13 protein-coding genes and 1 pseudogene are annotated in these 21464 nt (G+C 72.6%); 4 read left to right on the top strand and 10 right to left on the bottom strand.

Annotated elements, in window-relative coordinates; translation table 11 throughout:
• Positions 1–201 precede the first annotated feature (201 nt).
• The 3 genes and pseudogenes from AIF0345_RS10865 to ileS all read right to left on the bottom strand — a co-directional run.
• Positions 202–1425 (bottom strand): annotated as a pseudogene (locus tag AIF0345_RS10865) (nucleotide sugar dehydrogenase); the annotation flags it as partial.
• Positions 1422–2222: a glycosyltransferase family 2 protein gene (locus tag AIF0345_RS10870; RefSeq protein WP_285296168.1), complete on the bottom strand. Its 801-nt coding sequence runs from the start codon at positions 2220–2222 to the stop codon at positions 1422–1424. The gene AIF0345_RS10870 and the pseudogene AIF0345_RS10865, both read right to left, overlap by 4 nt.
• Positions 2223–2584: 362 nt before the next feature.
• On the bottom strand, positions 2585–5935 hold the full coding sequence (gene ileS, locus AIF0345_RS10875; protein WP_285296169.1) for an isoleucine--tRNA ligase: 3351 nt from the start codon (positions 5933–5935) through the stop codon (positions 2585–2587).
• Between the two features lie 897 nt (positions 5936–6832).
• Between ileS and AIF0345_RS10880 the strand changes: the two genes are divergently transcribed.
• Positions 6833–7558 carry a UTRA domain-containing protein gene (locus AIF0345_RS10880; protein ID WP_268917429.1) on the top strand — a complete coding sequence of 242 codons (726 nt, stop codon included), beginning with the start codon at positions 6833–6835 and terminating at the stop codon, positions 7556–7558.
• Between the two features lie 107 nt (positions 7559–7665).
• Here AIF0345_RS10880 and AIF0345_RS10885 read toward each other — a convergent pair whose 3' ends face one another.
• Entirely contained in the window at positions 7666–9753 is a 2088-nt protein-coding gene (locus tag AIF0345_RS10885; RefSeq protein WP_285296170.1) for a glucose PTS transporter subunit IIA, read from the bottom strand.
• A gap of 141 nt (positions 9754–9894) precedes the next feature.
• Complete coding sequence (locus AIF0345_RS10890) at positions 9895–11559, bottom strand: alpha,alpha-phosphotrehalase (protein ID WP_285296171.1); 1665 nt, start codon at positions 11557–11559, stop codon at positions 9895–9897.
• Positions 11560–11854: 295 nt separating this feature from the next.
• Between AIF0345_RS10890 and AIF0345_RS10895 the strand changes: the two genes are divergently transcribed.
• On the top strand, positions 11855–12574 hold the full coding sequence (locus tag AIF0345_RS10895; protein ID WP_268917426.1) for a hypothetical protein: 720 nt from the start codon (positions 11855–11857) through the stop codon (positions 12572–12574).
• Between the two features lie 183 nt (positions 12575–12757).
• Here AIF0345_RS10895 and AIF0345_RS10900 read toward each other — a convergent pair whose 3' ends face one another.
• Both AIF0345_RS10900 and AIF0345_RS10905 read right to left on the bottom strand, forming a co-directional pair.
• On the bottom strand, positions 12758–13588 hold the full coding sequence (locus tag AIF0345_RS10900; RefSeq protein ID WP_268917425.1) for a hypothetical protein: 831 nt from the start codon (positions 13586–13588) through the stop codon (positions 12758–12760).
• A 214-nt stretch (positions 13589–13802) separates the two neighbouring features.
• Positions 13803–14579, bottom strand: a complete 777-nt coding sequence (locus AIF0345_RS10905; protein ID WP_268917424.1) for an SDR family NAD(P)-dependent oxidoreductase — start codon at positions 14577–14579, stop codon at positions 13803–13805.
• A 115-nt stretch (positions 14580–14694) separates the two neighbouring features.
• On the opposite strand from AIF0345_RS10905, the gene AIF0345_RS10910 reads away from it, so the two are divergent.
• Entirely contained in the window at positions 14695–16122 is a 1428-nt protein-coding gene (locus AIF0345_RS10910) for an alpha-amylase family protein (protein WP_268917423.1), read from the top strand.
• Positions 16123–16214: 92 nt separating this feature from the next.
• The gene (gene proC, locus AIF0345_RS10915) at positions 16215–17039 is read left to right on the top strand and encodes a pyrroline-5-carboxylate reductase (RefSeq protein ID WP_268917422.1); all 825 of its coding nucleotides are present in this window, start codon (positions 16215–16217) and stop codon (positions 17037–17039) included.
• Positions 17040–17099: 60 nt separating this feature from the next.
• Here proC and AIF0345_RS10920 read toward each other — a convergent pair whose 3' ends face one another.
• The 3 genes from AIF0345_RS10920 to AIF0345_RS10930 form a co-directional block, all read right to left on the bottom strand.
• Positions 17100–18839 carry an ABC transporter ATP-binding protein gene (locus AIF0345_RS10920; protein WP_268917457.1) on the bottom strand — a complete coding sequence of 580 codons (1740 nt, stop codon included), beginning with the start codon at positions 18837–18839 and terminating at the stop codon, positions 17100–17102.
• Positions 18840–18850: 11 nt separating this feature from the next.
• Positions 18851–20683, bottom strand: a complete 1833-nt coding sequence (locus AIF0345_RS10925) for an ABC transporter ATP-binding protein (RefSeq protein WP_268917421.1) — start codon at positions 20681–20683, stop codon at positions 18851–18853.
• A 201-nt stretch (positions 20684–20884) separates the two neighbouring features.
• Complete coding sequence (locus AIF0345_RS10930; RefSeq protein ID WP_268917420.1) at positions 20885–21424, bottom strand: hypothetical protein; 540 nt, start codon at positions 21422–21424, stop codon at positions 20885–20887.
• Between the last annotated feature and the right edge of the window lie 40 nt (positions 21425–21464).

The raw sequence follows: 21464 nt of genomic DNA on the forward strand, positions 1-21464 counted from the left end.
ATGAACCCGATTCTTCCTCTGCGCCCCCTCACGGCACGTCCCCTTCGCTCATATCCCATACCTCAATGACCCGACATCACCCGACCAGCCCGCCGCACCTCCTCACAGCCGCCAGTACCGGTAGGAGGAGAAGTCCTCCTTGGACAGGATGCTCTTGACGTCAATGAGGACCCGCTCCTCGTCCCGGGAGGGGCGGAAGAGCCGCTTGTAGTCCGCGCTGGTCATCCGCTGGAACTGGTCGTGGGCCACGGCCACGACCAGGCAGTCCAGGTCGCCGAGGTCCTCCAGGGCGACAAGATCGACACCGTAGACGCGCCTGGCGTCCGCGGCGTCGGCCGCCGGGTCGCAGACCCGCGGCACGATCCCGTACTGCCCCAGGCGGCGGATGATGTCGGCGACCTTGGAGTTGCGCACGTCCGGGCAGTTCTCCTTGAAGGTGATGCCGAGGATCGCGACATTGGCCCGGCTCGGGGCGTGCCCGGCGCGGACCATCTCCCTGATGGCGGCGTCGGCGACGAACTCCCCCATGGCGTCGTTGACCTTGCGCCCGGACAGAATGATCTGGCTGTGGTAGCCGAGCTTCTCCGCCTCGTAGGTGAAGTAGTACGGGTCGACACCGATGCAGTGCCCGCCCACGAGTCCCGGCCGGAATCCCAGGGCGTTCCACTTGGTGTTCATGGCCTCGACCACCTCGCTGGTGTCGATCCCCATGAGGTCGAAGACGACGGCGAGCTCGTTCATGAAGGCGATGTTGATGTCCCGCTGGCTGTTCTCGACCACCTTCGCGGCCTCGGCGACCTTGATGGAGGACGCGCGGTGAATGCCGGCGTCGATGACCAGCGAGTAGACGTCCGCGATCTCGTCCAGGGCCCGGGAGTCGATTCCGGACACGATCTTCTTAATGCTCTCCAGACGGTGCACCCTGTCCCCCGGGTTGATCCGCTCGGGGGAGTAGCCGACCTTGAAGTCCTGCGGGCACCGCAGGCCCGAGACCCGCTCGAGGATCGGGATGCACACGTCCTCGGTGACCCCCGGGTAGACGGTTGACTCGTAGACGACCGTGTCGCCCTCCTTGAGATGCCGGCCCACTGTCTCGCTGACCGAGGTGACGGGCGTCAGGTCCGGGGTCTTGTCGAGGTTGACCGGGGTGGGGACGGCGACCACGAAGAAGGACGCCTCGTCCAGGCGCGCCGCGTCGGAGGTGAAGTCTACCGCGCACGCCCGCAGCGCCTCGTCGCCGACCTCCGCGGTGGGGTCAAGTCCGGACCGGTAGGCGCTCACCTTCGCCTCGTTCGAGTCGTACCCGATCACACGGGCCCTCCGGGAGAAGGCGACGGCCAGGGGCAGCCCCACGTAGCCGAGGCCGACGACGGCCAGCGCGGCCCCGCCGTCGAGCAGGCGGTCCGCCCGACTCCGTACCATCATGCGTTCCTTCTCCTTTTCAAAGCGGCGTGGAACAGCTGCCAGAACAGGCAGTAGGCGGCGTAGGGACGAGACAGCCCCTCGACATTGCGGTAGAGGTTCCAGGTCCGGCGGATGGCCTTGACCTTGCTGCTGGACAGCGAGCCCGACGTCTTGCGGTACTTGGCGAGGCACTCGTCCAGGCCGTACAGGAGGTGCCCGGCCTTCATGACCCCCAGCCAGGTAGCCGCGTCCTGGCCCCGCCTGAGATCCGGCATCCTGAGAAGGGCGCGGTCGACGACCTGCGTGTCGAACAGCAGCGTGTGGCTGCACGTCACCGTGTTCTTCAGGAAGTCCTTGTACCCGATTGAGGCGGGAACCCGCACGAAGTTGCGGTGGGCGCCGTTCTCCTCGATGGTCTCGTAGGAGGTGAAGCAGGCCCCCGCCCCCTTCTCGGTCATAAAGGCGATCTGGCGCTCGAGCTTCTGGGGCATCCACAGGTCGTCGGAGTCGAGGTAGGCGACGTACCGGCCCCTGGCGTGCGCGAGCCCCCGGTTCCTGGCCAGGGCGACTCCCTGGTTGGTGGGCTGCACGAGCACCCGCACCCGCGGGTCCCGCTCCGCGAGCGCCTGGATGAGCGAGCGCGTCCGGTCCTGCGAGGCGTCGTCCACCGCGAGCACCTCCAGGTCGCGCATCGTCTGGGACAGCACGCTCTGAAGCGTCTGGAGAACATGCGTCTCGCTGTTGTAGGAGGGGACGATCACGGATACGAGGGGGCGGTCGCCGGGCGTCTGCTGGTCGGGCCCTGCTTCGGTCACCACCTGCCCGCCTTCCGGGACGGAGCCGGATCATTCCAGGGCGGGCCGCCCTTCCAGGGCCGGCCGGCCGCCGCTCGGCGCGCCGAGGGGAGCGCGCAGACAGACAGCCATCGATGTGGATTCATGTAAACCATCGCTATTCCCCATGAGGAAGTACGATCTCGACCAAGGGAAGTCCTGTCAAGCGCAAGGGACTCATACGGTCATACAGGACGTCGAGCTGAGGAGACCCCAGAGTCAAGCTCTCTTCCGCGCCACCTTTCTTCGATGCATTCTGCTCGTCGGTCAGACGCTACATCACCGGGGCCGCGCTGACCAGCGGGACGCTCCGAGGACGCGCCCTGCCGCGCGCGCCGCCCGGCGCCTCAGCCCTCCGCCCTGACGACGACGGCTCCGGCCTGCTCGGCGGCCGGGTCGGCCACGACACTGGCGGACACGCACCCGGTCTCGCTCTTGATCAGGTCCAGGTGCGCCCCCGTCCAGGCGCCCTTGTCGGCTGGAACCGTGAGGGTCAGCTCGATGCGGTCGCCCACGTGCAGCCCGGCGGCCTTGCGCTCGTCCTGGACGAGCCGGATCAGGTCGCGGGCCCAGCCCTCGGCCTCCAGGGCGTCGTCCAGCGCCGTGTCCAGGACGACGAAGGCGCCCGAGCCGATCATGGTGGCGGCCAGGGAGTCGTCGGCGACCTCGATGCGGCTGGTCAGGGTGAACGACCCCTCCTCGGCCTCGAGCACCACGGGCGCGCCGCCGACCAGGACGCCGTCGAAGCGCACGTCCCCGTCCTCGGTCAGCTCCCACTCCCCCGCCTTGACGGCGGCGAAGAGCCTGCTCGTCACCCGGCGGATCTCGGGGTCCAGGGCGCGGGGGTTGAGGGTCAGCTGCTCGGTCACCTCGTAGCCGGCGTCGGCGGCGTCGAGGACCCGAACCTCCTTGACGTTGACCTCCTCGGCGATCAGGGCGCGGAAGGGCGCCAGGGCGGCGGGGTCGATCGTGGCGACGGTGAGCGAGCGCAGCGGCTGGCGCACGCGCAGCTTCTCGGCCTTGCGCAGGCTCAGCGCCGCCGAGACGGCGTCGCGGGCCTCGTCCATGGCGGCCACGAGGGCGGAGTCGGCCGCGTGCGCGGGCAGGACGGGCCAGTCGGTCAGGTGCACGGATCGCTCCCCCGTCAGGCCGCGGTAGATCTCCTCGCTGGTCAGCGGCGCCAGCGGCGCCATCACCTGGGTGAGGACCCGCAGCACTGTGGCCAGGGTGTCGAAGGCCGGGCGGCAGTCCGAGGCGGTGGCGCCGTCGGTGAAGCGGCTCCGCGAGGTGCGCAGGTACCAGTTGGTGAGCACGTCGAGGAACTCGCGCACGGCGGCGGTGGCGCCGGTGACGTCGTAGGCGCTCATCTGCGCGCCCACCGTGGCGGCCAGGTCCTTGGTGCGGGCCAGGATGTAGCGGTCCATGACGTGCAGGGAGCCCTTCCGCCCGAACAGGCCCGCGTCGCCGAGGTCCACCCCGCCGGTGACGTAGCCGCGCCCGTCGTCGGCCTGCCCGGCGTACAGGGCGAAGAAGTACCAGACGTTCCACAGCGGCAGCAGCACCTGGCGCACCGTGTCGCGGATGGCCCTGTCGGTGACCACGAGGTTCCCGCCGCGCACCACGGGGCTGGACAGCAGGAACCAGCGCATGGCGTCGGCGCCGTCGCGGTTGAAGACCATGGACACGTCGGGGTAGTTGCGCCGGGACTTGCTCATCTTCGCCCCGTCGTTGCCCAGGAGGATCCCGTGGGACACGCAGCTGGTGAAGGCGGGCCGGTCGAACAGGGCCGTGGCCAGCACGTGGAGGGTGTAGAACCAGCCGCGGGTCTGGCCGATGTACTCCACGATGAAGTCCCCCGGGTAGTGGGACTCGAACCACTCGACGTTCTCGAAGGGGTAGTGCACCTGGGCGAAGGGCATGGAGCCGGACTCGAACCAGCAGTCCAGGACGTCGGGGATGCGCCGCATCATGGACCGCCCCGTGGGGTCGTCCGGGTTGGGCCGCACCAGGGAGTCGATGAAGGGCCGGTGCAGGTCGGTGACCCTCACCCCGAAGTCGCGCTCGAGCTCGGCGAAGGACCCGTAGACGTCCTCGCGCGGCCAGCGGGGGTCGTCCGAGCGCCACACCGGGATGGGGGCGCCCCAGAAGCGGTTGCGGGAGATGGACCAGTCGCGGGCGCCGGCCAGCCACTTGCCGAAGATGCCGTCCTTGATGTGGCCGGGGAACCACTCGATGTCCCGGTTGAGCTCCACCATGCGGTCGCGGATGGCGGTCACGCGCACGAACCAGGAGGAGACGGCCTTGTAGATGAGCGGGTTGCGGCAGCGCCAGCAGTGCGGGTAGGAGTGCACGTAGGAGGCCTGGCGCACCAGGACCGCCCGCTGAGAGGCGTCCCGGCGGGCGAGCGGCCCGGCGGCGTCGCGCAGGTCGGCCACGATCGGCTTGTTGGCCTCGAAGACCTGCATGCCGGCGTAGTCGCCGACCTCCTCGGTCAGGCGGCCGCCGTCGTCCACCGGCACGACGGTCTCGATGCCGGCCTCGGTGCAGGCGACCATGTCGTCCTCGCCGAAGGCCGGGGCCAGGTGGACCAGGCCGGTGCCGTCGGAGGTGGTGACGAAGTCGGCGGTGATGACGCTCCACGCCTTCGGCCCGGGGGCGGCGCCGGCGGCCCGGTGGGCGTCGTCGTCGAAGTAGTCGAAGATGGGGTGGTAGCGCGCCCCCGCCAGGTCGGCCCCGGTGCATGTGGCCACGACCCGTGGGGCCTCGCCGAGCTCGCGGGCGTAGGCGCCCAGGAGGTCGGCGGCGATGACGACGTCCTCGCCCGCTACCGGGGAGTCGAGGCCCTCATCGACGTGCACGGTGACGTACTCGACGTCGGCGCCCACGGCGATGGCCAGGTTGGAGGGCAGGGTCCACGGCGTCGTCGTCCAGATGAGCAGCAGCTCGGGCCGCTCCGCCCCGGTCCGCAGCGGCTCCTGAAGACGCAGGCCCACTGTGACGGTGTTGTCCTGGCGGTCCTGGTAGATGTCGTCGTCCATCTTGAGCTCGTGGTTGCTCAAGGGGGTGCGGTCGTGCCAGCAGTAGGGCAGGACGCGGTAGCCCTGGTAGGCCAGGCCCTTGTCGTACAGGGACTTGAAGGCCCAGATGACGGACTCCATGTAGGTGGGGTCGAGGGTCTTGTAGTCGCCCTCGAAGTCCACCCAGCGGGCCTGACGGGTGACGTAGTCCTCCCACTCCTTGGTGTAGCGCAGCACGGAGGAGCGGCACTCGGCGTTGAAGGCCTCGATGCCGATGCCGCCGGGTCGGGTGATCTCGGTGACGTCGTCGATGCCGAGCAGGCGCTGGGCCTCGAGCTCGGCGGGCAGGCCGTGGGTGTCCCAGCCGAAGCGGCGCTCGACGCGCTTGCCCATCTGGGTCTGGAAGCGCCCGACGGCGTCCTTGACGTAGCCGGTCAGCAGGTGCCCGTAGTGGGGCAGGCCGTTGGCGAAGGGCGGGCCGTCGTAGAAGACGAACTCGTCGCAGGGCTCGGCGCGGTTGTCGACGGAGGCGGCGAAGGTGCCGTCGGCCTTCCAGTAGGCGAGGACGTCCTCCTCGATGGCGGGGAAGGACGGCGAGGGGACGACCTCCTGCCCCGGCCGGTGCAGGGGGTAGAAGGCGGCGCCCGTGCGGGCGGTGGTCTGGTCGGCGGTGTCAGCCATCGGGGTGCCTCGCGTCTCGCTCGTGAACGTCTGCGTCTTACGAGGACGACGCCGGTCCCGCCCGCGGCTCATGGCCGACGGCGTGGGGAGCGGCACCGCGGTACCACCTCGCTTGCCGCGCCCGCCGCCCCGGGGGCGGCGGGCGCGACCGCTCGCGCGGGGCTGTGCGGGCCCCTCCCGCCCGGGTCTAGTGGGGCGCGCGCCGACCTGGGCCGGCTGGGGCCGTCCGGGCCGGACTGGGCCGGACTGGGCCGGTCAGCAAGCGCCTGTTCTTCCGGGAGGCTCGCCGGTGATGCCCGGGGCGCCGCGCGGGCGACGTCCCGGCCGGGTCAGTGCCTGGATGCGGTGGAGTGTAGCCACAGGCGCCCGGCCCGGGCCAGCCGGCATCGGCGCAGCACCCCGTTGCGCTCGCCACAGCGACGCGTCGCCGGGATCGGTCCAGCTCCGCACCGGGATCGGTCCGAGGCACCGGTCTGATGCCGGCCTGACGCCAACCTGACCCCGCTGCGCGCCGGACGGTGGTCACTGATCGCCCTTCTCGTCCTCGCCTCCCCGCGCCGCCCGGCCCGCACCGCAGAACCGCGGGATCGCGCCGATCCCCGTGGCGCCCCGGGGCCGTTGAGCGCCGCCCTCCTGATCGTCGTGTCCGTGCGTGGCGGCTCCGGCGCCAGACCCCCTCGCCGCGGCGCCGACGGCATGAGCCCCGTGACCGCCCCCGGTCTCCCGATGACCGTCACGACACGTGAGCCGGTTCCGGTCGCCGCCCACCGCTACCGTGCGGCGACCGGCCGGTCGTCCCTGACCGCCTCTCTCAAACGATAAACTCGGCCCCGAATGGTCCACCGGTCCGCCGACGGCTGACCGCCCGATGAGGACCGGACGGGAGGGACGAGGCACGTGGCGAAGTACGAGGAGATCTACTCCGCGCTGCGCACAGGGATCGAGCGGGGCGACTACCCCTTCCTGTCCTTCCTGCCCTCGGAGAACTCCCTGGCCGGCGACTTCGGGATCTCGCGCAACACGGTGCGCAAGGCGCTGCAGTACCTGGCGAGCCAGGGGTACGTCCAGGCGATGCAGGGCAAGGGCATCCAGGTCATCTTCCGCCAGCACCGCAACTCCCACTTCCTGCTGGCGGGCATCGAGTCGCTGGCCGAGGCCGGGCGGCGCCTGGGCATTGAGGTGCGCACCCGGTTGCTGGACTCCCGCACGGTGAGCGTCGACGCGGGCCTGGCCGAGCACTCCGGCCTCCCCGAGGGCGCGAGTGCGCTCGCCCTGACGCGTCTGCGCTTCCTGGACGGGCGCGCCGCCATCGTGGACCACAACATGTTCCTCACCGGGGTCGTCCCGCAGATACCCGCGGAGGCCGCCGAGTCCTCGATCTACGACTACCTGGAGAACGAGCTCGGGGTGAGCATCGTCTCCTCCTCCCGCCTGGCCACCATTGAGCCGGCCGACGAGGAGGACCTGCGCTACCTGGACCTGGGGGGGCAGAACTGCGTGGGCGTGGTCGAGTCCTTCTCCTTCGACTCCGCGGGCGTCCCCTTCGAGTACACCCGGTCCCATCACGCGGCCAGGACCTTCAGCTTCATCTCCACCGCCCAGCGCCTGCCGTCGCAGCGCTGAGGAGCGCGTCGGAGGACCCTGAGGCCCTCGCACTCCCCCGGACACGGCGGTCGGGGGGGCACGAGGGCCTGGCGGGCGGGGACCGTCCGGACGGCTCCCGCCCGGGGTCACGCGCCGGCGGGCTCCCGGCGCCCCAGCCGGACCTTCTTGACGGTCCTGCCGCCCTCGAAGTCGGCTTCCTTGAAGCCGAAGAAGTAGGTGCAGGCGAAGGAGACCGCCAGGGCCGCGGCGGAGGCGATCCAGTAGCCGGTGAAGCCCGCGTCGATGCCGTCGGGGTTGACGAACGAGGGGAAGCCGACGAAGGCGCCGGTGAAGCCGTACATGTTGACGTCGAGCAGGCCGGTGAGGAGCCCGCCCACGGCGCCGCCGATCGAGGCGGTGATGAAGATGCGGCCGTACTTGAGGTTGAGGCCGTACATGGCGGGCTCGGTCACTCCGCAGAAGGCGGAGATGGTGGCGGGCGCGGCCATGCTCCTGATGCGGGCGGCCCTGACCTTGAGCCACACGGCCAGGGCGCCGCCGCCCTGGGCGATCATGGTGGCCGAGACGATGGCGTTCAGGTGCGAGCTCCCGGCCGAGGCCAGCTCGGAGGAGATGAGCGGGATGACGGCCCAGTGCAGGCCGAAGATGACCAGGCACTGGTAGAGGCCGCCGATAGCCAGGCCTGCGATCGGGTAGTTGAAGCCCAGGACCGCGTTGATGAGCGAGGCGAGGCCTCCGGAGACGAACATGACCGCGGGGCCGAACACCAGCAGGATGAGGGCGGAGACCACGAAGATCTCGATGAGGGGGCCGAAGATGGGGCGGATGACCGCGGGCAGGGCCTTCTTGAGCCAGGGCTCGATCTTGGCCGCCAGCCAGGCGCCCACGATGATGGGGAAGATCGAGTAGGCGTAGGCGTTGCCCTGCGGCAGGGTGACGGGGATGCCGAAGAAGTCGGCGTTGAAGACCGTCTGCCCGACCTGCGCGACGACGTGGTAGGTCGACTCGTATCCTGCGGCGTTGTCAGCCTTGACGACGTGGTCCGGGTTGGACAGGGCCGTGATGGAGGGGTAGCACAGGACGCCGCCGATAATGGCCACGACGATGGGGTTCGCGCCCAGGCGCCGGGCAGCGGTGAAGCCGACGATGATCGGCAGGAAGTAGAACATCGACGAGCTCATGGCGTCGATGATCTGGTAGGTGTCCGAGGCCTCGGCGACCACCTTGAACTGGGCCAGCAGGGCCAGCAGGCCCTTGAGGATTCCGGAGGCGGCCAGCATGCCGACGATCGGGATCATGGAGCCGGTGATGACGCCGATGAGCGAGGAGAAGCCGAACTTGACCCAGCCGATCAGGGTGGTGGGCCTGTCGACCTCCTCGACCTCGCCGTCCGCCTCGCCCTGGGAGGATCCGGGCAGCAGCTTGACGACGGCGTCGTAGACGTCCTCCACCTCGGGGCCGATGATGACCTGGTACTGGCCGCCGGCCTTGGCCACGTCGATGACCCCCTCGGTGTCGGCCACGGCCGCGTCGTCGGCCAGCGACTGGTCCTTGAGGTAGAAGCGCACGCGGGTGATGCAGTGGAGCACCGAGCGGACGTTGTCGGGGCCGCCGATGTTCTTGACGATGTCGGCGGCGGTGGCGTCGAAGCCGGTCAGGCCGTCGGCGCGCTCACCGGTCGTGGGGGCCGCGCCGGAGCCGGCGGCCGAGCCGGTCTCGCTCCCGGAGTCCTCGCTCTTGAGGGCGGCGACGGCGACGGCGGCGCCCGCCTCGGCCCGGCCGGTGGTCACGGACAGGGACTCCAGGCGGGTGGCGGTGTTGGTGAGGACCACGATGGCGGTGGCGGCCTTGCCCGCGGCGCGGATGGCCTCCAGGTCCATGGTGCCCAGCGCGTCGCCGGCCTCGACGGTGTCGCCGACGCTGACGGTGAGGTCGAAGGGCCTGCCCTCCAGCTCCACGGTGTCCACGCCCAGGTGGAGGAGGACCTCCAGGCCGGTGCCGGTCTTGAAGCCGATGGCGTGCCCGGTGCCGGCCACCAGGGTGACGGTCGCGTCCACCGGGGAGACGAGAGCGCCGTCGTCGGGCTCGACGCCGAGGCCGTCGCCGACGGCCTTGGAGGAGAAGACGGGGTCGGGGACATCGGCGAGGTCCATGACCCTCCCCGCCACCGGGGAGGCGATCTGCATCTCGCGATCTGTTGCCGGTTGGGACATGAGGGATTCCTTTCGGAGCGTTGGGATGACAGCGGGTCGGGGAGAGGCCGCGCGGGTGGCGGTACTCCGGGGCGGACAGGGTTGTGAACCGGGTCTGGGCGGCGGGCCGATGGCCCTCCTCTCTCGGGGCGATCCGCCGCCTCAGGCGAGCAGGGCGAAGGCCTCGTAGGGGCGCAGGCTCGCCCACGGGCGCAGCGGCCGGGCCGGGTAGTTGGAGACGAGCGCCTCGCCGCCCAGGAGACTCACTGGCAGGTCGATGCTGGTCTCATGGCCGCGGAAGCTGCAGACGACCAGCAGGCGGCGGTCCCCGTGGCGGCGGATGTAGGCCAGGACGTCCGGGTGGTCGGGCGCGTAGGGCTCGTAGGTTCCCTCGGAGACGACCGGCATGTCCTTGCGCAGGGCGATGAGCCGCCTGTAGTAGGGCAGGATGCGCCCGGCCGCCTCCTCACAGGCGACATTGATCTCGGCCTGGTTGGTGGGCCGCAGCCACGGGGTGCCGTCGGTGAACCCGGCGCCCGCGCCGGCGTCCCACTGCATGGGGGTGCGGGAGTTGTCGCGCGCCTTGGAGCGGACGATCCGGAACGCCTCCGCCGGGTCGCGCCCGGCCTCGACGAGCTCGGCGAAGGCGTTGCGCGCCTCGACGTCCGCATAGTCCTCGATGGTCGTGTAGCCGGGGTCGCTCATGCCGATCTCCTCACCCATGTAGATGTAGGGGGTTCCGCGCATGAGGTGGATGGCGGTGGCGAGCATGGTGGCCGACTCGTAGCGGAAGCGCTCGGCGTCACCGAATCGGTCCAGGGCGCGGGGCTGGTCGTGGTTGTTCCAGAACAGGGCGCCCCAGCCGCCGCCGGCCTGGAGCCCGAGGGCCCAGTCGTTGAGGATCCGCTTGAGGGCGAGGATGTCGGGGGCCATGAGCGTCCACTTGCGGCCCCGGGCGTAGTCGACCTTGAGGTGGTGGAAGTTGAACACCATGGACAGCTCGTGGTTCTCCGGCCGCGTGTACTCCACGCACGCACCGATGCTGGTGGAGGACATCTCCCCCACGGTCACCGAGTCGGGGTCGCGCCCGAAGCTGGCCTCGTTGAACTCGCGCAGGTAGGCGTGGACCAGGGGCCCGTCGGTGTAGGTGGGCCGGTCATCGACCCCCACCGGCGCGTCGTGGAGCGGCTCGGTCTTGCCGATGAGGTTGACGACGTCGAAGCGGAAGGCCCGCACGCCCCGGTCGCGCCAGAAGTTGACGACCTCGGCGGCGCGGGCGCGCACCTCGGGGTTGTGCCAGTCGAGGTCCGCCTGCCCGGGGTCGAACAGGTGGAGGTAGTACTCGCCCGAGCGCGGGCGCCCGTCCCGCCCGACCGGGCCGAAGGGGGCCCAGGCGGGCCCGCCGAACTTGGAGACCCAGTTGGTGGGCAGGGAGCCGTCCGGCCTGGGAGGGCGGATGTAGAAGTAGTCGCGGTAGCGCCGCTGGCCGGCCAGGGCCCGCTGGAACCACTCGTGCTCGGTGGAGACGTGGTTGAGGACCATGTCGAGCATGACCCCGACGCCGTGGGCGTCCAGAGCGGCGACGAGGTCGTCGAAGTCCTCCAGGGTGCCCATGGCGGGATCGACGGCGCAGTAGTCGGACACGTCGTAGCCGTTGTCCCGCCCCGGCGAGGGGAAGAAGGGGTTGAGCCAGACGTAGTCGACGCCGAGGGAGGCGATGTAGGGGACCTTCTCGACAATGCCGCGCAGGTCGCCGACGCCGTCGCCCGTGGAGTCGCGGAAGGAGCGCGGGTAGATCTGATAGACGACAGCGTCTTTGAAGGACATGGCTTCCTAGGGATCGGGCGGCGCCGGGGCAGCGCCGGCAACTTGTGCACATGAGTACTTGTGCATATAAGTAGACCCCGGAGAGGACCTTGATGGCAAGGAGAGCCGCCTCACACGTCTCCCGGCGCCTGGCGGGCGGCCCCTCCCCCGCCGACGCGCAGCGCTCGGCGCCCGCCCCGGCCGCTGGCGGCGCGCAGGCGGGCACGGCGATACTGGGTGGCCGCTGCCTGCCGGCGGCGCGGGCGGCTCGCGTCGCAGGCAGGCAGCGGCTCGCCGGAAGCACAGGAGCACAGCCATGACAGTCGAACCGCGTCGTCGCACGGCACCGGTCGAGGAGTCCGCCGTGGAGGCCGCCGTGGAGTCCGGCGCCGGGGCCGCGGAGTCCGGCGAGGAGCTCGACATCGGACTCGTCAATGCGCTCATCGACCTGCTGACCGACCTGCGCCTGCTCAGGCCCCCGGCGGAGGAGCAGCTGGACCGGGTCGGCGCCCTGCTGGCCGCCGCCGGGCCGCGCTGGAGACGCGAGAACGCCGTCAGCGCCCGGGCGGCGAGCGTCCTGTCCGACGTCGAGGCCTGGGTCCTCGGCTCGCAGAACCTCTATCCGCCGGGCCGGCTCGCCCCCCTGCGCACCCGGCTGCGCGACGAGGCGCTCAGCGCCCTGACGGGCGCTCCGACGACGCTGGAGAGCACCTGCAGCCGGCTCATCCACTGCGACCCGCGAGAGGCGGGGCACGGACCGCTGCGGGGGCCGCTCATCTGCCTCCTGCGGCACCTGGAGGACCCCGGGAGAAACCCGGATCCCGGCGGCCTCCTGCTCGCCGAGCTCCTCGTCGGCATGGTCCGCGAGCACGCGGGGCGGTGGAGCCGCACCGGCACGGTGCCGCCGGAGCACGTGGTCCGGCTCATCTGCGTGCGCAGTCGGCTGGCCGAGTCCGTGACGGAGGAGGGCGCCCGCCGCCGGGCCGCCGTCGACGACCTGCTCGACGCGCTCCTGGACGACGGCGAACCGGCATGAGGAAGCCCGCGGGCGAGCTCATCACCATCGGCGCCCCGGGCCCCGCCGGGAGCGCTCATCGAGGCCTACGACCCGGTGCGCGGCAAGCGCACCGGCGCTGCCGGCAACGACCCCGAGGGGCGCCGGCTCGGCCTCCTGGTCGATCCTGGCCGAGGCACTGCGACGGCGCGGTCCCTGAGCGGCTCAGTCGTCGTCATCGCTGTCATCGCTGTCATCGCTGTCATCGTCATACGCAGGGGGAAAGTCGTAGCCGGGGTCGTCGTCGGCACCCGCCCGGGAGACGGACGGCGCCGGCCGGGAGCGGGGGTCGTCCTGCTGGGAGCCTGACCGGTCGAGCCGCGGGGAGCGACGGCCGTCATCGCGACCGCCGTCCTGCCGCGCCGAGCCGTCGCCGTCGGACTGCGGAGCACTGTCGCCCGGGCCGGCGGTCGCCCGCTGCGCGGTCGCCTGCGGCGCAGGGGCCGGCGCCGCGGTGGCGTCCGCAGCCGGCGCCGCGGTGGTGTCCGCGGCCGGGGCATGCGACGCCGTCGGCACGGTCGTGGCGGCGCCGCCCTGGCCGAGCCGTCCGGTGATCGCGCCTGCCCCGAAGGCGACGGCGGCCAGGGCAACCGCTCCCACGGCCAGTGCGGCGGCTCGTCTCCCGCCGCGCGAAGGCCTCCCGCCTCCCGGGGCCGAGCCGGCGGCCGCGGGAGGGATGGCGACCGCGGGCGCCTCCGGCGCCAGCATGGGGGTCGAGGCGGTCGGCGGCCCGCCCGTCGGAGCGGAGGCGCTCGGCGGCACGGCGGCGGGCAGGGCGGCCGTCCTCATCGGGTCGCCGGCAGCGATCTCGGCGGTCGCGGCAGAGGGCGCGGGAGCGGTGGCGGCTGGGAAGACGGCGGTCGCCGACACCGGGGCGGGGAGCACCGAGGTGTTGACGGCTTCGGCGGTGCCGGCCGGGCCCGAGGCCCCGTCGGCCGGCCGGCCGACGGGGCGCCCGCGGTACGGGCCGATCGGAAGCGGGCCGGACTCGTCCATGGATGTTCCTTTCAACGACTCGGCCGGGCGCAGCGCCGCGGAGGATGACCGCGCAACGGATCGGGCGGGGGGGTCGGCGCTCCGACCGGGAGGGCGCGGCCGCGCCCGGGGTCAGGACGCGCGGAGAGGGTACTCGACGGCGTCCAGGCTACCGCAGGAGGGGGCGGTCCGTCAGGACGGACCGCCGTCGGGGCGCCCGTCCTCGCCCGCGGCCTCAGCCGCGCGCGACCACCGTGTTGGAGGCCTGGGCGCGCGGGCGCACGATCATGGAGTCGATATTGACGTGGGCGGGGCGCTGAAGGGCCCAGGCGATGCACTCGGCGATGTCCTCGGCGCGCAGCGGGGCCTCGACCCCGGCGTAGACGGCCTCGGCCCGGGACTGGTCCCCGTGGAAGCGGTTGAGTGAGAACTCGCTGGTGGCGACCATGCCCGGCGCGATCTCGATGACGCGCACCGGCTCCCCGACGAGCTCCAGGCGCAGGGTGTTCGCGATGATCCGCTCGCCGTGCTTGGCCGCCACGTAGCCGGCTCCGCCGGGGTAGGTGTCGTGGGCCGCGGTGGAGGTCAGGAAGACGACGTCGCCGCCGCGCTCGCGCATGCCGGGCAGGAAGGCCTGGGTGACGCGCAGCGCCGCCAGGACATTGCGCTCGTACATGGTCAGCCACTCCCGGGGGCTGCCGTCGGCGACCGGGTCGGCGCCGAGCGCGCCGCCGGCGTTGTTGACCACAGCGTCCACGTGTCCGGTGTCGAGCACCTCGGCGGCGAGCCGCTCGACGTCGTCGTGGCGCTGAAGGTCCGCGGCGGCCCAGGCGCAGCCGGTCCCGGCGGCGAGGGCCTTGAGGCGCTCGGTCCGGCGCGCGGTGGCGACCACGTCCCACCCGTGGGACCGGAGAAGACGGACGGTGGCCTCGCCGATGCCGGTGGAGGCCCCGGTGACGAGGGCTCGACGGGCGACGGGGGACGCGGGCGACTGGCTCTGCGACTGGCTCATGGCGCCATCCTCCCCCGAGCGCCCGGGACGCTCCCGGTCCCGGGCCGGGAGTGTCGGCCCGCGGGCGCCCGTCGAACTCCCAGCGATCACGCCGCCGCCGCGGTAGGTTTGTGCCATGCACGCCGACGCCGCTGCACCTGACACCTCCGCCCTCAAGCCGGCCGGCCCGGGCGAGCCGGACTGGGTCCGTCACGCCATCGCCTGGCACGTCTTCCCCCTCGGGGCCGCGGGCGCCCCGGCGCTGTGCCCTCCCGGGGACCCCGACGACCCCTCCTCGCCCGCCGGGGCGATGGCGGCCGAGCACCGCCTGCGACGCCTCATCCCCTGGCTCGACCGCCTGATCGAGCTCGGTTGCAACGTGCTCATGCTCGGCCCCGTCTTCCACTCCATGTCGCACGGCTACGACACGATCGACCACATGCGGCTCGATCCCCGCCTGGGTGCGAACGAGGACCTGCTCGCCCTCATCGACGCCGCCCACGCCCGGGGCGTGCGCGTCATGCTCGACGGCGTCTTCAACCACGTCGGCATCGACCACCCGGTCTTCGCGGCCCTGCCGCAGGCCGGCCCCCGCTCCCGCGAGGCCTCCATGTTCCGCCTGACATGGCCAGGCGGGCCGGAGGCGTGGACCCCGGGCACCGCACCGGACTATGAGCGCTTCGAGGGCCAGGACTGGCTGCCCGAGCTCAACCACTCCTGCGAGGCGGTGGCCGACCTGGTCACCGATGTCATGAGCCACTGGTGCGAGTGCGGCGTGGACGGCTGGCGGCTGGACGCGGCCTACGCCGTCGAGCCCTCCTTCTGGACGCGGGTGCTGCCCCGGGTGCGCCGCGCCCACCCGGGGGTCTACGTCGTCGGCGAGGTCATCCACGGGGACTACGCCGCCATCGTGGCCGCCTCGGGCATGGACTCCGTGACCCAGTACGAGTTGTGGCAGGCGACCTGGCACTCCCTGGCCGAGGCCAACTTCTACGAGCTGAGCTGGACCCTGGGGCGCAACGCCGAGCTGCTGAAGACCTTCGTGCCGTGGACCTTCGTCGGCAACCACGACACCACCAGGATCGCCTCCCAGCTGCCCGACGCGCGCCGCCTGCCCCACGCGCTGGCCCTGCTCATGACCCTGCCGGGCACGCCGGCGATCTACTACGGCGACGAGGACGGCCTGCGCGCCGTCAAGGAGGACCGGCTCGGCGGGGACGACGCCATCCGCCCCGAGCTGCCCGCCTCGCCCGAGGACAGGCCCGCCGGGCCGGTGCGCGCCCTGCACCAGGAGCTCATCGGCGTGCGCCGCCGCCTGCCCTGGCTGCACGACGCCGAGGTGGAGGCGCTGCACCTGGACAACACGGTGCTGTCGCTGCGCATGCGCGCACGCTCGTCCGAGAGCGCCGAGGCGGTGCTCGTCCTCAGCCTGGAGGACAGCGAGGTCTGGCTGCCCACGGCCAGCCGCAGCCACGTCCTGGCCTCGACCCACGACGCCCCGCCCCCGCGACCCGAGCGCGACGGCGTCGTCCTGCCGCCGCTGGGCTGGGCCGTCCTGACCTGAGGTGCGGCCCCGCCCCTACCGCGCCGAGATCGGTCCAGCTCCGCACCGAGATCGGTCCATGCGGGGCCGCGGAGCGCGGATAGGGTGGGGGCATGAGGACCTACGGATTCATCGGTGCGGGCAACATGGCGGGAGCGATCGTGGACGGCCTGGTCGCCTCCGGGCGCGGCGCCGACACGACGGTGTGGAGCGCGCACGGCTCGGCCGCGGCACTGGCGGCGCGCACCGGTGTGCGCCTCGCCTCCGGCCCCGAGGAGCTCGTGCGCGCCGGCGACGTCGTCGTCCTGGCGGTCAAGCCTCACGTCATCCCCGTCGCGCTGGCACCGCTGCATGAGGTCCTGGCCGAGCGGGCGCCCCTGGTCGTCTCCATCGCGGCGGGACTGACGACGGCGGACCTGGAGGCCCTGCTGCCGGACGGCGCCCGGGTGGTGCGGGCCATGCCCAACATGGCGGCGTCCGTGCGCGAGTCCATGACAGCGCTGACGGCGGGCGCGGCGGCGAGCGAGAACGACCTGGAGGCCGCCGCCTCCCTCATGGGCCTGGTCGGGCGCACGGTGGTCCTGGCGGAGAGGGACTTCCCGGCCTTCACGGCCCTGGCCGGCTCCTCCCCCGCCTTCATCCTCACCTTCGTCGAGGCGCTCGCCCGGGGCGGGGTGGAGGCGGGGCTGCCCAAGGCGCAGGCGCTCGAGATCATCACCCAGGCGCTGCTCGGCTCTGCGGCCATGGTCCGCCGCGAGGCGGGGCGCCGGGCTGCGGGCGGGACCGGCCGCACGCCGGCGGACCTGATCGACGCCGTGTGCTCCCCCGGCGGGACGACGGTGGCGGGCCTGGTCGCCATGGAGCGGCACGGCTTCTCGCCCGCCGTCGTCGAGGCGGTGCGGGCCACCGTCGCCCGCGACCGCACGCTCGGGGCCTGAGCGCGCCCCGGGCCGCGCGGCCGGTCGGGCCGCCTGCGCAGCACCCACCGTCGTCCGGTATCAGCCCCGGGCGAGGTGCCAGCGGGAGGCGGCCGTGGACGCCTCGACGAAGTCGCGGAAGGGGCCGGGGGCGGCGGCCAGGTCGGCCGGCGCGCCCCGCTGCGCCACCCGCGCGCCGCCGTCGGCGGGCTCCAGGAAGACGACCTCGTCGGCCCGCCGGACCGTGGACAGGCGGTGGGCCACCACGATGACGGTGCGCCCGTGGGACAGCTCGCGCACGACCTCGGTGATCGCCGACTCATTCTCCCCGTCCAGGGCGGAGGTGATCTCGTCGAGCAGGAGGATCGGGGCGTCCTTGACGAAGGCGCGGGCGATGGCCACGCGCTGGCGCTCGCCGCCGGACAGGCTCAGGCCGCCGGGGCCCACCCTCGTGTCCCACCCGTGCGGGAGCGCCTCAATGACCCGGTCCAGGCGGGCGCGGCGGGCCGCCTCAGCCAGCTCGGCGTCGGTGGCCCCGGGCCGGGCGACGCGCAGGTTCTCCCGGATGGTCGTGTCGAAGAGGTAGACGTCCTGGAAGACCATGGAGGTCAAGGCCATGACCTCGGCGGTGGGCAGGGCGCGCACGTCGGCGCCGCCGATGGTCACGGCCCCGGAGCCGACGTCCCAGAAGCGGGCGGCCAGGCGCAGGATCGTGGACTTGCCGGCGCCGGAGGGGCCCACCAGCGCGGTGACGCGCCCCTGCGGTGCGGTCAGGGACACGTCCTTCAGGACGGGGCGGCCCTCGTCGTAGGAGAAGGAGACGCTCTCCAGGGCGATCGTGGTGCCCTCGGGGCGGGCCCGCTCCTCAGGGGCGGGCTCGGGCAGGGGCTCGGCGTCGAGGATGGAGCTCATGGCGGTCAGGGCGACCCGGGCGCCATCGGCCTCGGTGGAGAACAGGGCGGCCCTGGTCAGCGGCATGAGCATGCGCGAGGTGACGGCCATGATCGCCAGGTAGGCGACCACGTCGAGCCGGTGGCCGCTGACCAGCGACAGGCCGGTGGCCATGACCAGGGCGAAGGCCGTATTGACCACGAGGTTGAAGGCCTGGGCGGGCCGGCTCTTGATGCGCAGGCTGTTCAGGGTGGCCTCGGAGTCGGCCTCGAGGACCGCGCGCACCGGCTCCCAGCCGGTCTCGGTGACACCGCTGGCGCGCAGCACCGGCTGGAGGCGGGCGAACTCGACCAGGCGGCCGGCCGCCGCCGCCGAGGCGGAGTCCTCCAGCTCGTTGGCGCGGGTGGTCGCCGCGGCCATGCGCCGCCAGATGAGGGCCAGGGGGATGATCGTGAGCGCCATGATCAGGGCCAGCGGCCACTCGACGAAGGCCGTGGCCACGAGCATGACCACCGGCACGATGAAGGCGTTGCACAGGTGGGGGATGACCAGGGAGGTCAGGTGCGACAGGGTGTTGACCTCCTTGGAGGTCGCGTTGACCACGGCGGCCTGCCGCTGGGCGCTGAACCAGCCCAGCGGCAGGGCGAGGACGTGCTCGGCGACCCGGTCGATCATGGTGTCGCAGACCTCGTAGACGCTCACCCGGTAGGAGCGGAACATGGCGAAGGCGTCCACGGCGAAGGTGATGACCCCCAGCGCCACGACGGCGGCGAGCCAGGGGGCCAGGGAGCTCGAGCGCCCGTAGAGGGCGCGCAGGAAGGGGACCATGAGCGCCAGGGTCACTCCCTGGAGGACCGCCGAGGCGACGAACCAGGCGAGCACCATCCGCATCTCGCGCGCGTTGACCAGGCGCAGCAGCATCGTCCACATCGTCCGCACGGTCATTCCCCCTCTCCGGCGGTGGCCGCGGCGGCTCCGGCGCGATCGCGGCCCTCGGGGTCGTCATCGCCGTCATCATCATCTGAGCCGCCGGGGCCGCCGGGGTCCAGGTCCTGGCTGCGCCACATGGAGGCGTAGCGGCCGTCCGCCACCACGAGCTCGTCATGGCGGCCGCGCTCGACGATCCGCCCGTCGTCGACGACGAGGATCTGGTCGGCGTCGCGCACGGTGGACAGGCGGTGGGCGATGACGATGACGGTGCGGCCGGCGGTCAGGCGGGACAGGGCCAGGTGGATGTCGCGCTCGGAGGCGGGGTCGGCCTGGGCGGTGGCCTCGTCCAGGACGAGGACGGGGGCGTCCTGGAGGTAGGCGCGGGCGAGAGTCACCCGCTGGCGCTCGCCGCCCGACAGGAAGCCGCCCTCCTCACCCAGGACGGTGTCGTAGCCGCGGGGCAGGCGCATGATGCGTTCGTGGATGCAGGCGGCCCGCGCCGCGGCCTCGATCTGCTCGCGGGTGGCCCCGGGGCGGCCCAGGGCGATGTTGTCGGCCACGGAGTCGTGCGACAGGTCCACGTCCTGCAGCACGATCGCGACCCTGGAGAGCAGCCAGGGGAAGGTCGCCTCGCGCACGTCGATGCCGGCCACGCGCACGGCGCCGTCGTCGACGTCGTAGAAGCGGGCGATGAGGCGGGCCAGGGTGGACTTCCCGCCGCCGGAGGGGCCGACGAGGGCGGTGACGGTGCCCGGCTCGGCGGTGAAGGACACGCCCCGCAGCACCGGGGAGCCGGCCTCGTAGGAGAAGGTGACGCCGTCGGCCTCGACGCGCCCCGGGGCCGGCCCCTCCCCCTCGTTGCGGGCGCCCTCGGGCATGGGCGCCTGGGACAGGAGCTCGGCGGTGGTCTGGGCGGCCATGCGGGACTCGTACATCTGCTGCATCATGCCGACCAGCGTCTGCAGCCCCTCGGGCAGGCCCAGCGCCAGGAGGAAGAAGGGCAGGGTGGCGGACGGCTGCGTCCATCCCCGGGCCACGAAGAGGACCGCCAGGGGCGCGACGGTGGCGAAGACGGTGGCGGGGCGCAGGAAGGCGCCCATGAGACTGATGGTCCTCCCGGAGGCGGAGACCCACTCGTAGGAGATGTCGGAGAAGTGCTCGCGGGCGGCGTTGAAGCGGGTGCGGGTGGCGTCGGCGGCCTGGAAGCTCTTGATCTCCTTGACGCCCTCGAGCATCTCGACGGTGGCGGCCGCCAGCCGGGTCTGGGCGACGCCGAAGCGGTCGGTGATGTCACCGAAGCCGCGCACGACAGGGACCGCGGCGGCGACCAGCACCAGGCACCACACGCCGAGCAGCGCCAGGGCGAGCCGCCAGTCCGCCCACAGGAGGTAGGCCATGCCCGCAACCGTGCCGACCGCGGCGTTGGTGACGTCCCCGGGCACGTGGGCCACCAGGGTGTGGATGGAGGAGGTGTCGTCGGCGACCATCTTGCGTATGGCGCCGTGGGGGATGGCGGCCACGCGCCCCAGCGGCAGGTGGCCGAGGGCGTCGACCACCTGCGTGCGCAGCAGGTGGCGCAGCCTGGCCTCGGCCAGGTGAGTGACGCCCAGGCCCATGAGGTAGAGCACCTGCGCGGCGAGCAGGGAGACGACGGCGACGGCCGCCCATGCCCACGGGCTGGCGGCCCATCCGCCCCGCTCCGACTCGCCCAGCCAGATGGCCGCCATATTGTGCAGCGCCGCGTACGGCACGACGCCGAGAACGGCCCCGGCGGCCGTGAGCAGGCCGGAGGCGACCATGGCTCTGCGCGCGGGACTGATGAGCGTGCCGATGGTGACCGCCATCCTGTTCCTCCTCATCTACCAGCGCAGTCGGCCCGGAGCGGGGATGCACCGCGCTAGATCAGGCGATCCTAATTCTCAATAGGGGCAGGGGCCAGGGCCCTTGTTCCCAGTTCCCGGGGGCGGCCGGAGCGCTCGGCGTCGGCTCCCGGACGGGCATGACGGCGGCCGCAGCCGCTGCGCGGAGTACTACCGGTCGCGCGGTCAGGGGGTGGTGGCGGAATCGGACGGCTGCGCGGGCGCCGTCGGCTGCGGAACGCCGGTCTCGGAGGCCAAGGAGTGCTGAGAGTGCTGCGGGTGGGGCGGCGCGGGGTCCTCGGACTGCTTCTCCGTCTCTGCGTCGGGCCGCTCGTCCGGCTCACCGGACCTGTCGGAGTCCGCAGCCTCGGGCGCGTCAGCACCACCGTAATCACGGTCATCGGCGTCGTACTGGCCGGCGTCGGGCTGGGCCGCGTCCGACGCGGAGGCCTCGGGTGTCGGCAGGCCGGCCCCGGAGGCGCCCGGAGCGGCGGGTCGGGCCGTCCTGGCGGGGGCGGTCCTGGTGGTCTGCGCCGTCGGCGACGGCTGCCCGGCCTCGGCGGTGCTGGTGACCGTAGGACGAGCGGCCCCCTGGCCGCTCTCCCGCCCCCCGGAGCCGGGCACGATGATGGCCAGGGCGGCGACGACCCCGAGACCGGCGACCACGGCGACGCCGATCTGGGCGCGGGCCAGCGAGGACAGCCGCTTGGTCGTCGAGGCCTTCACCGCGGGAATCGGAGCGACGGGCGTGCTCGGCGCCCGCTCG

The organism is Actinomyces israelii (assembly GCF_030253495.1).
Lineage (GTDB): Bacteria > Actinomycetota > Actinomycetes > Actinomycetales > Actinomycetaceae > Actinomyces > Actinomyces israelii.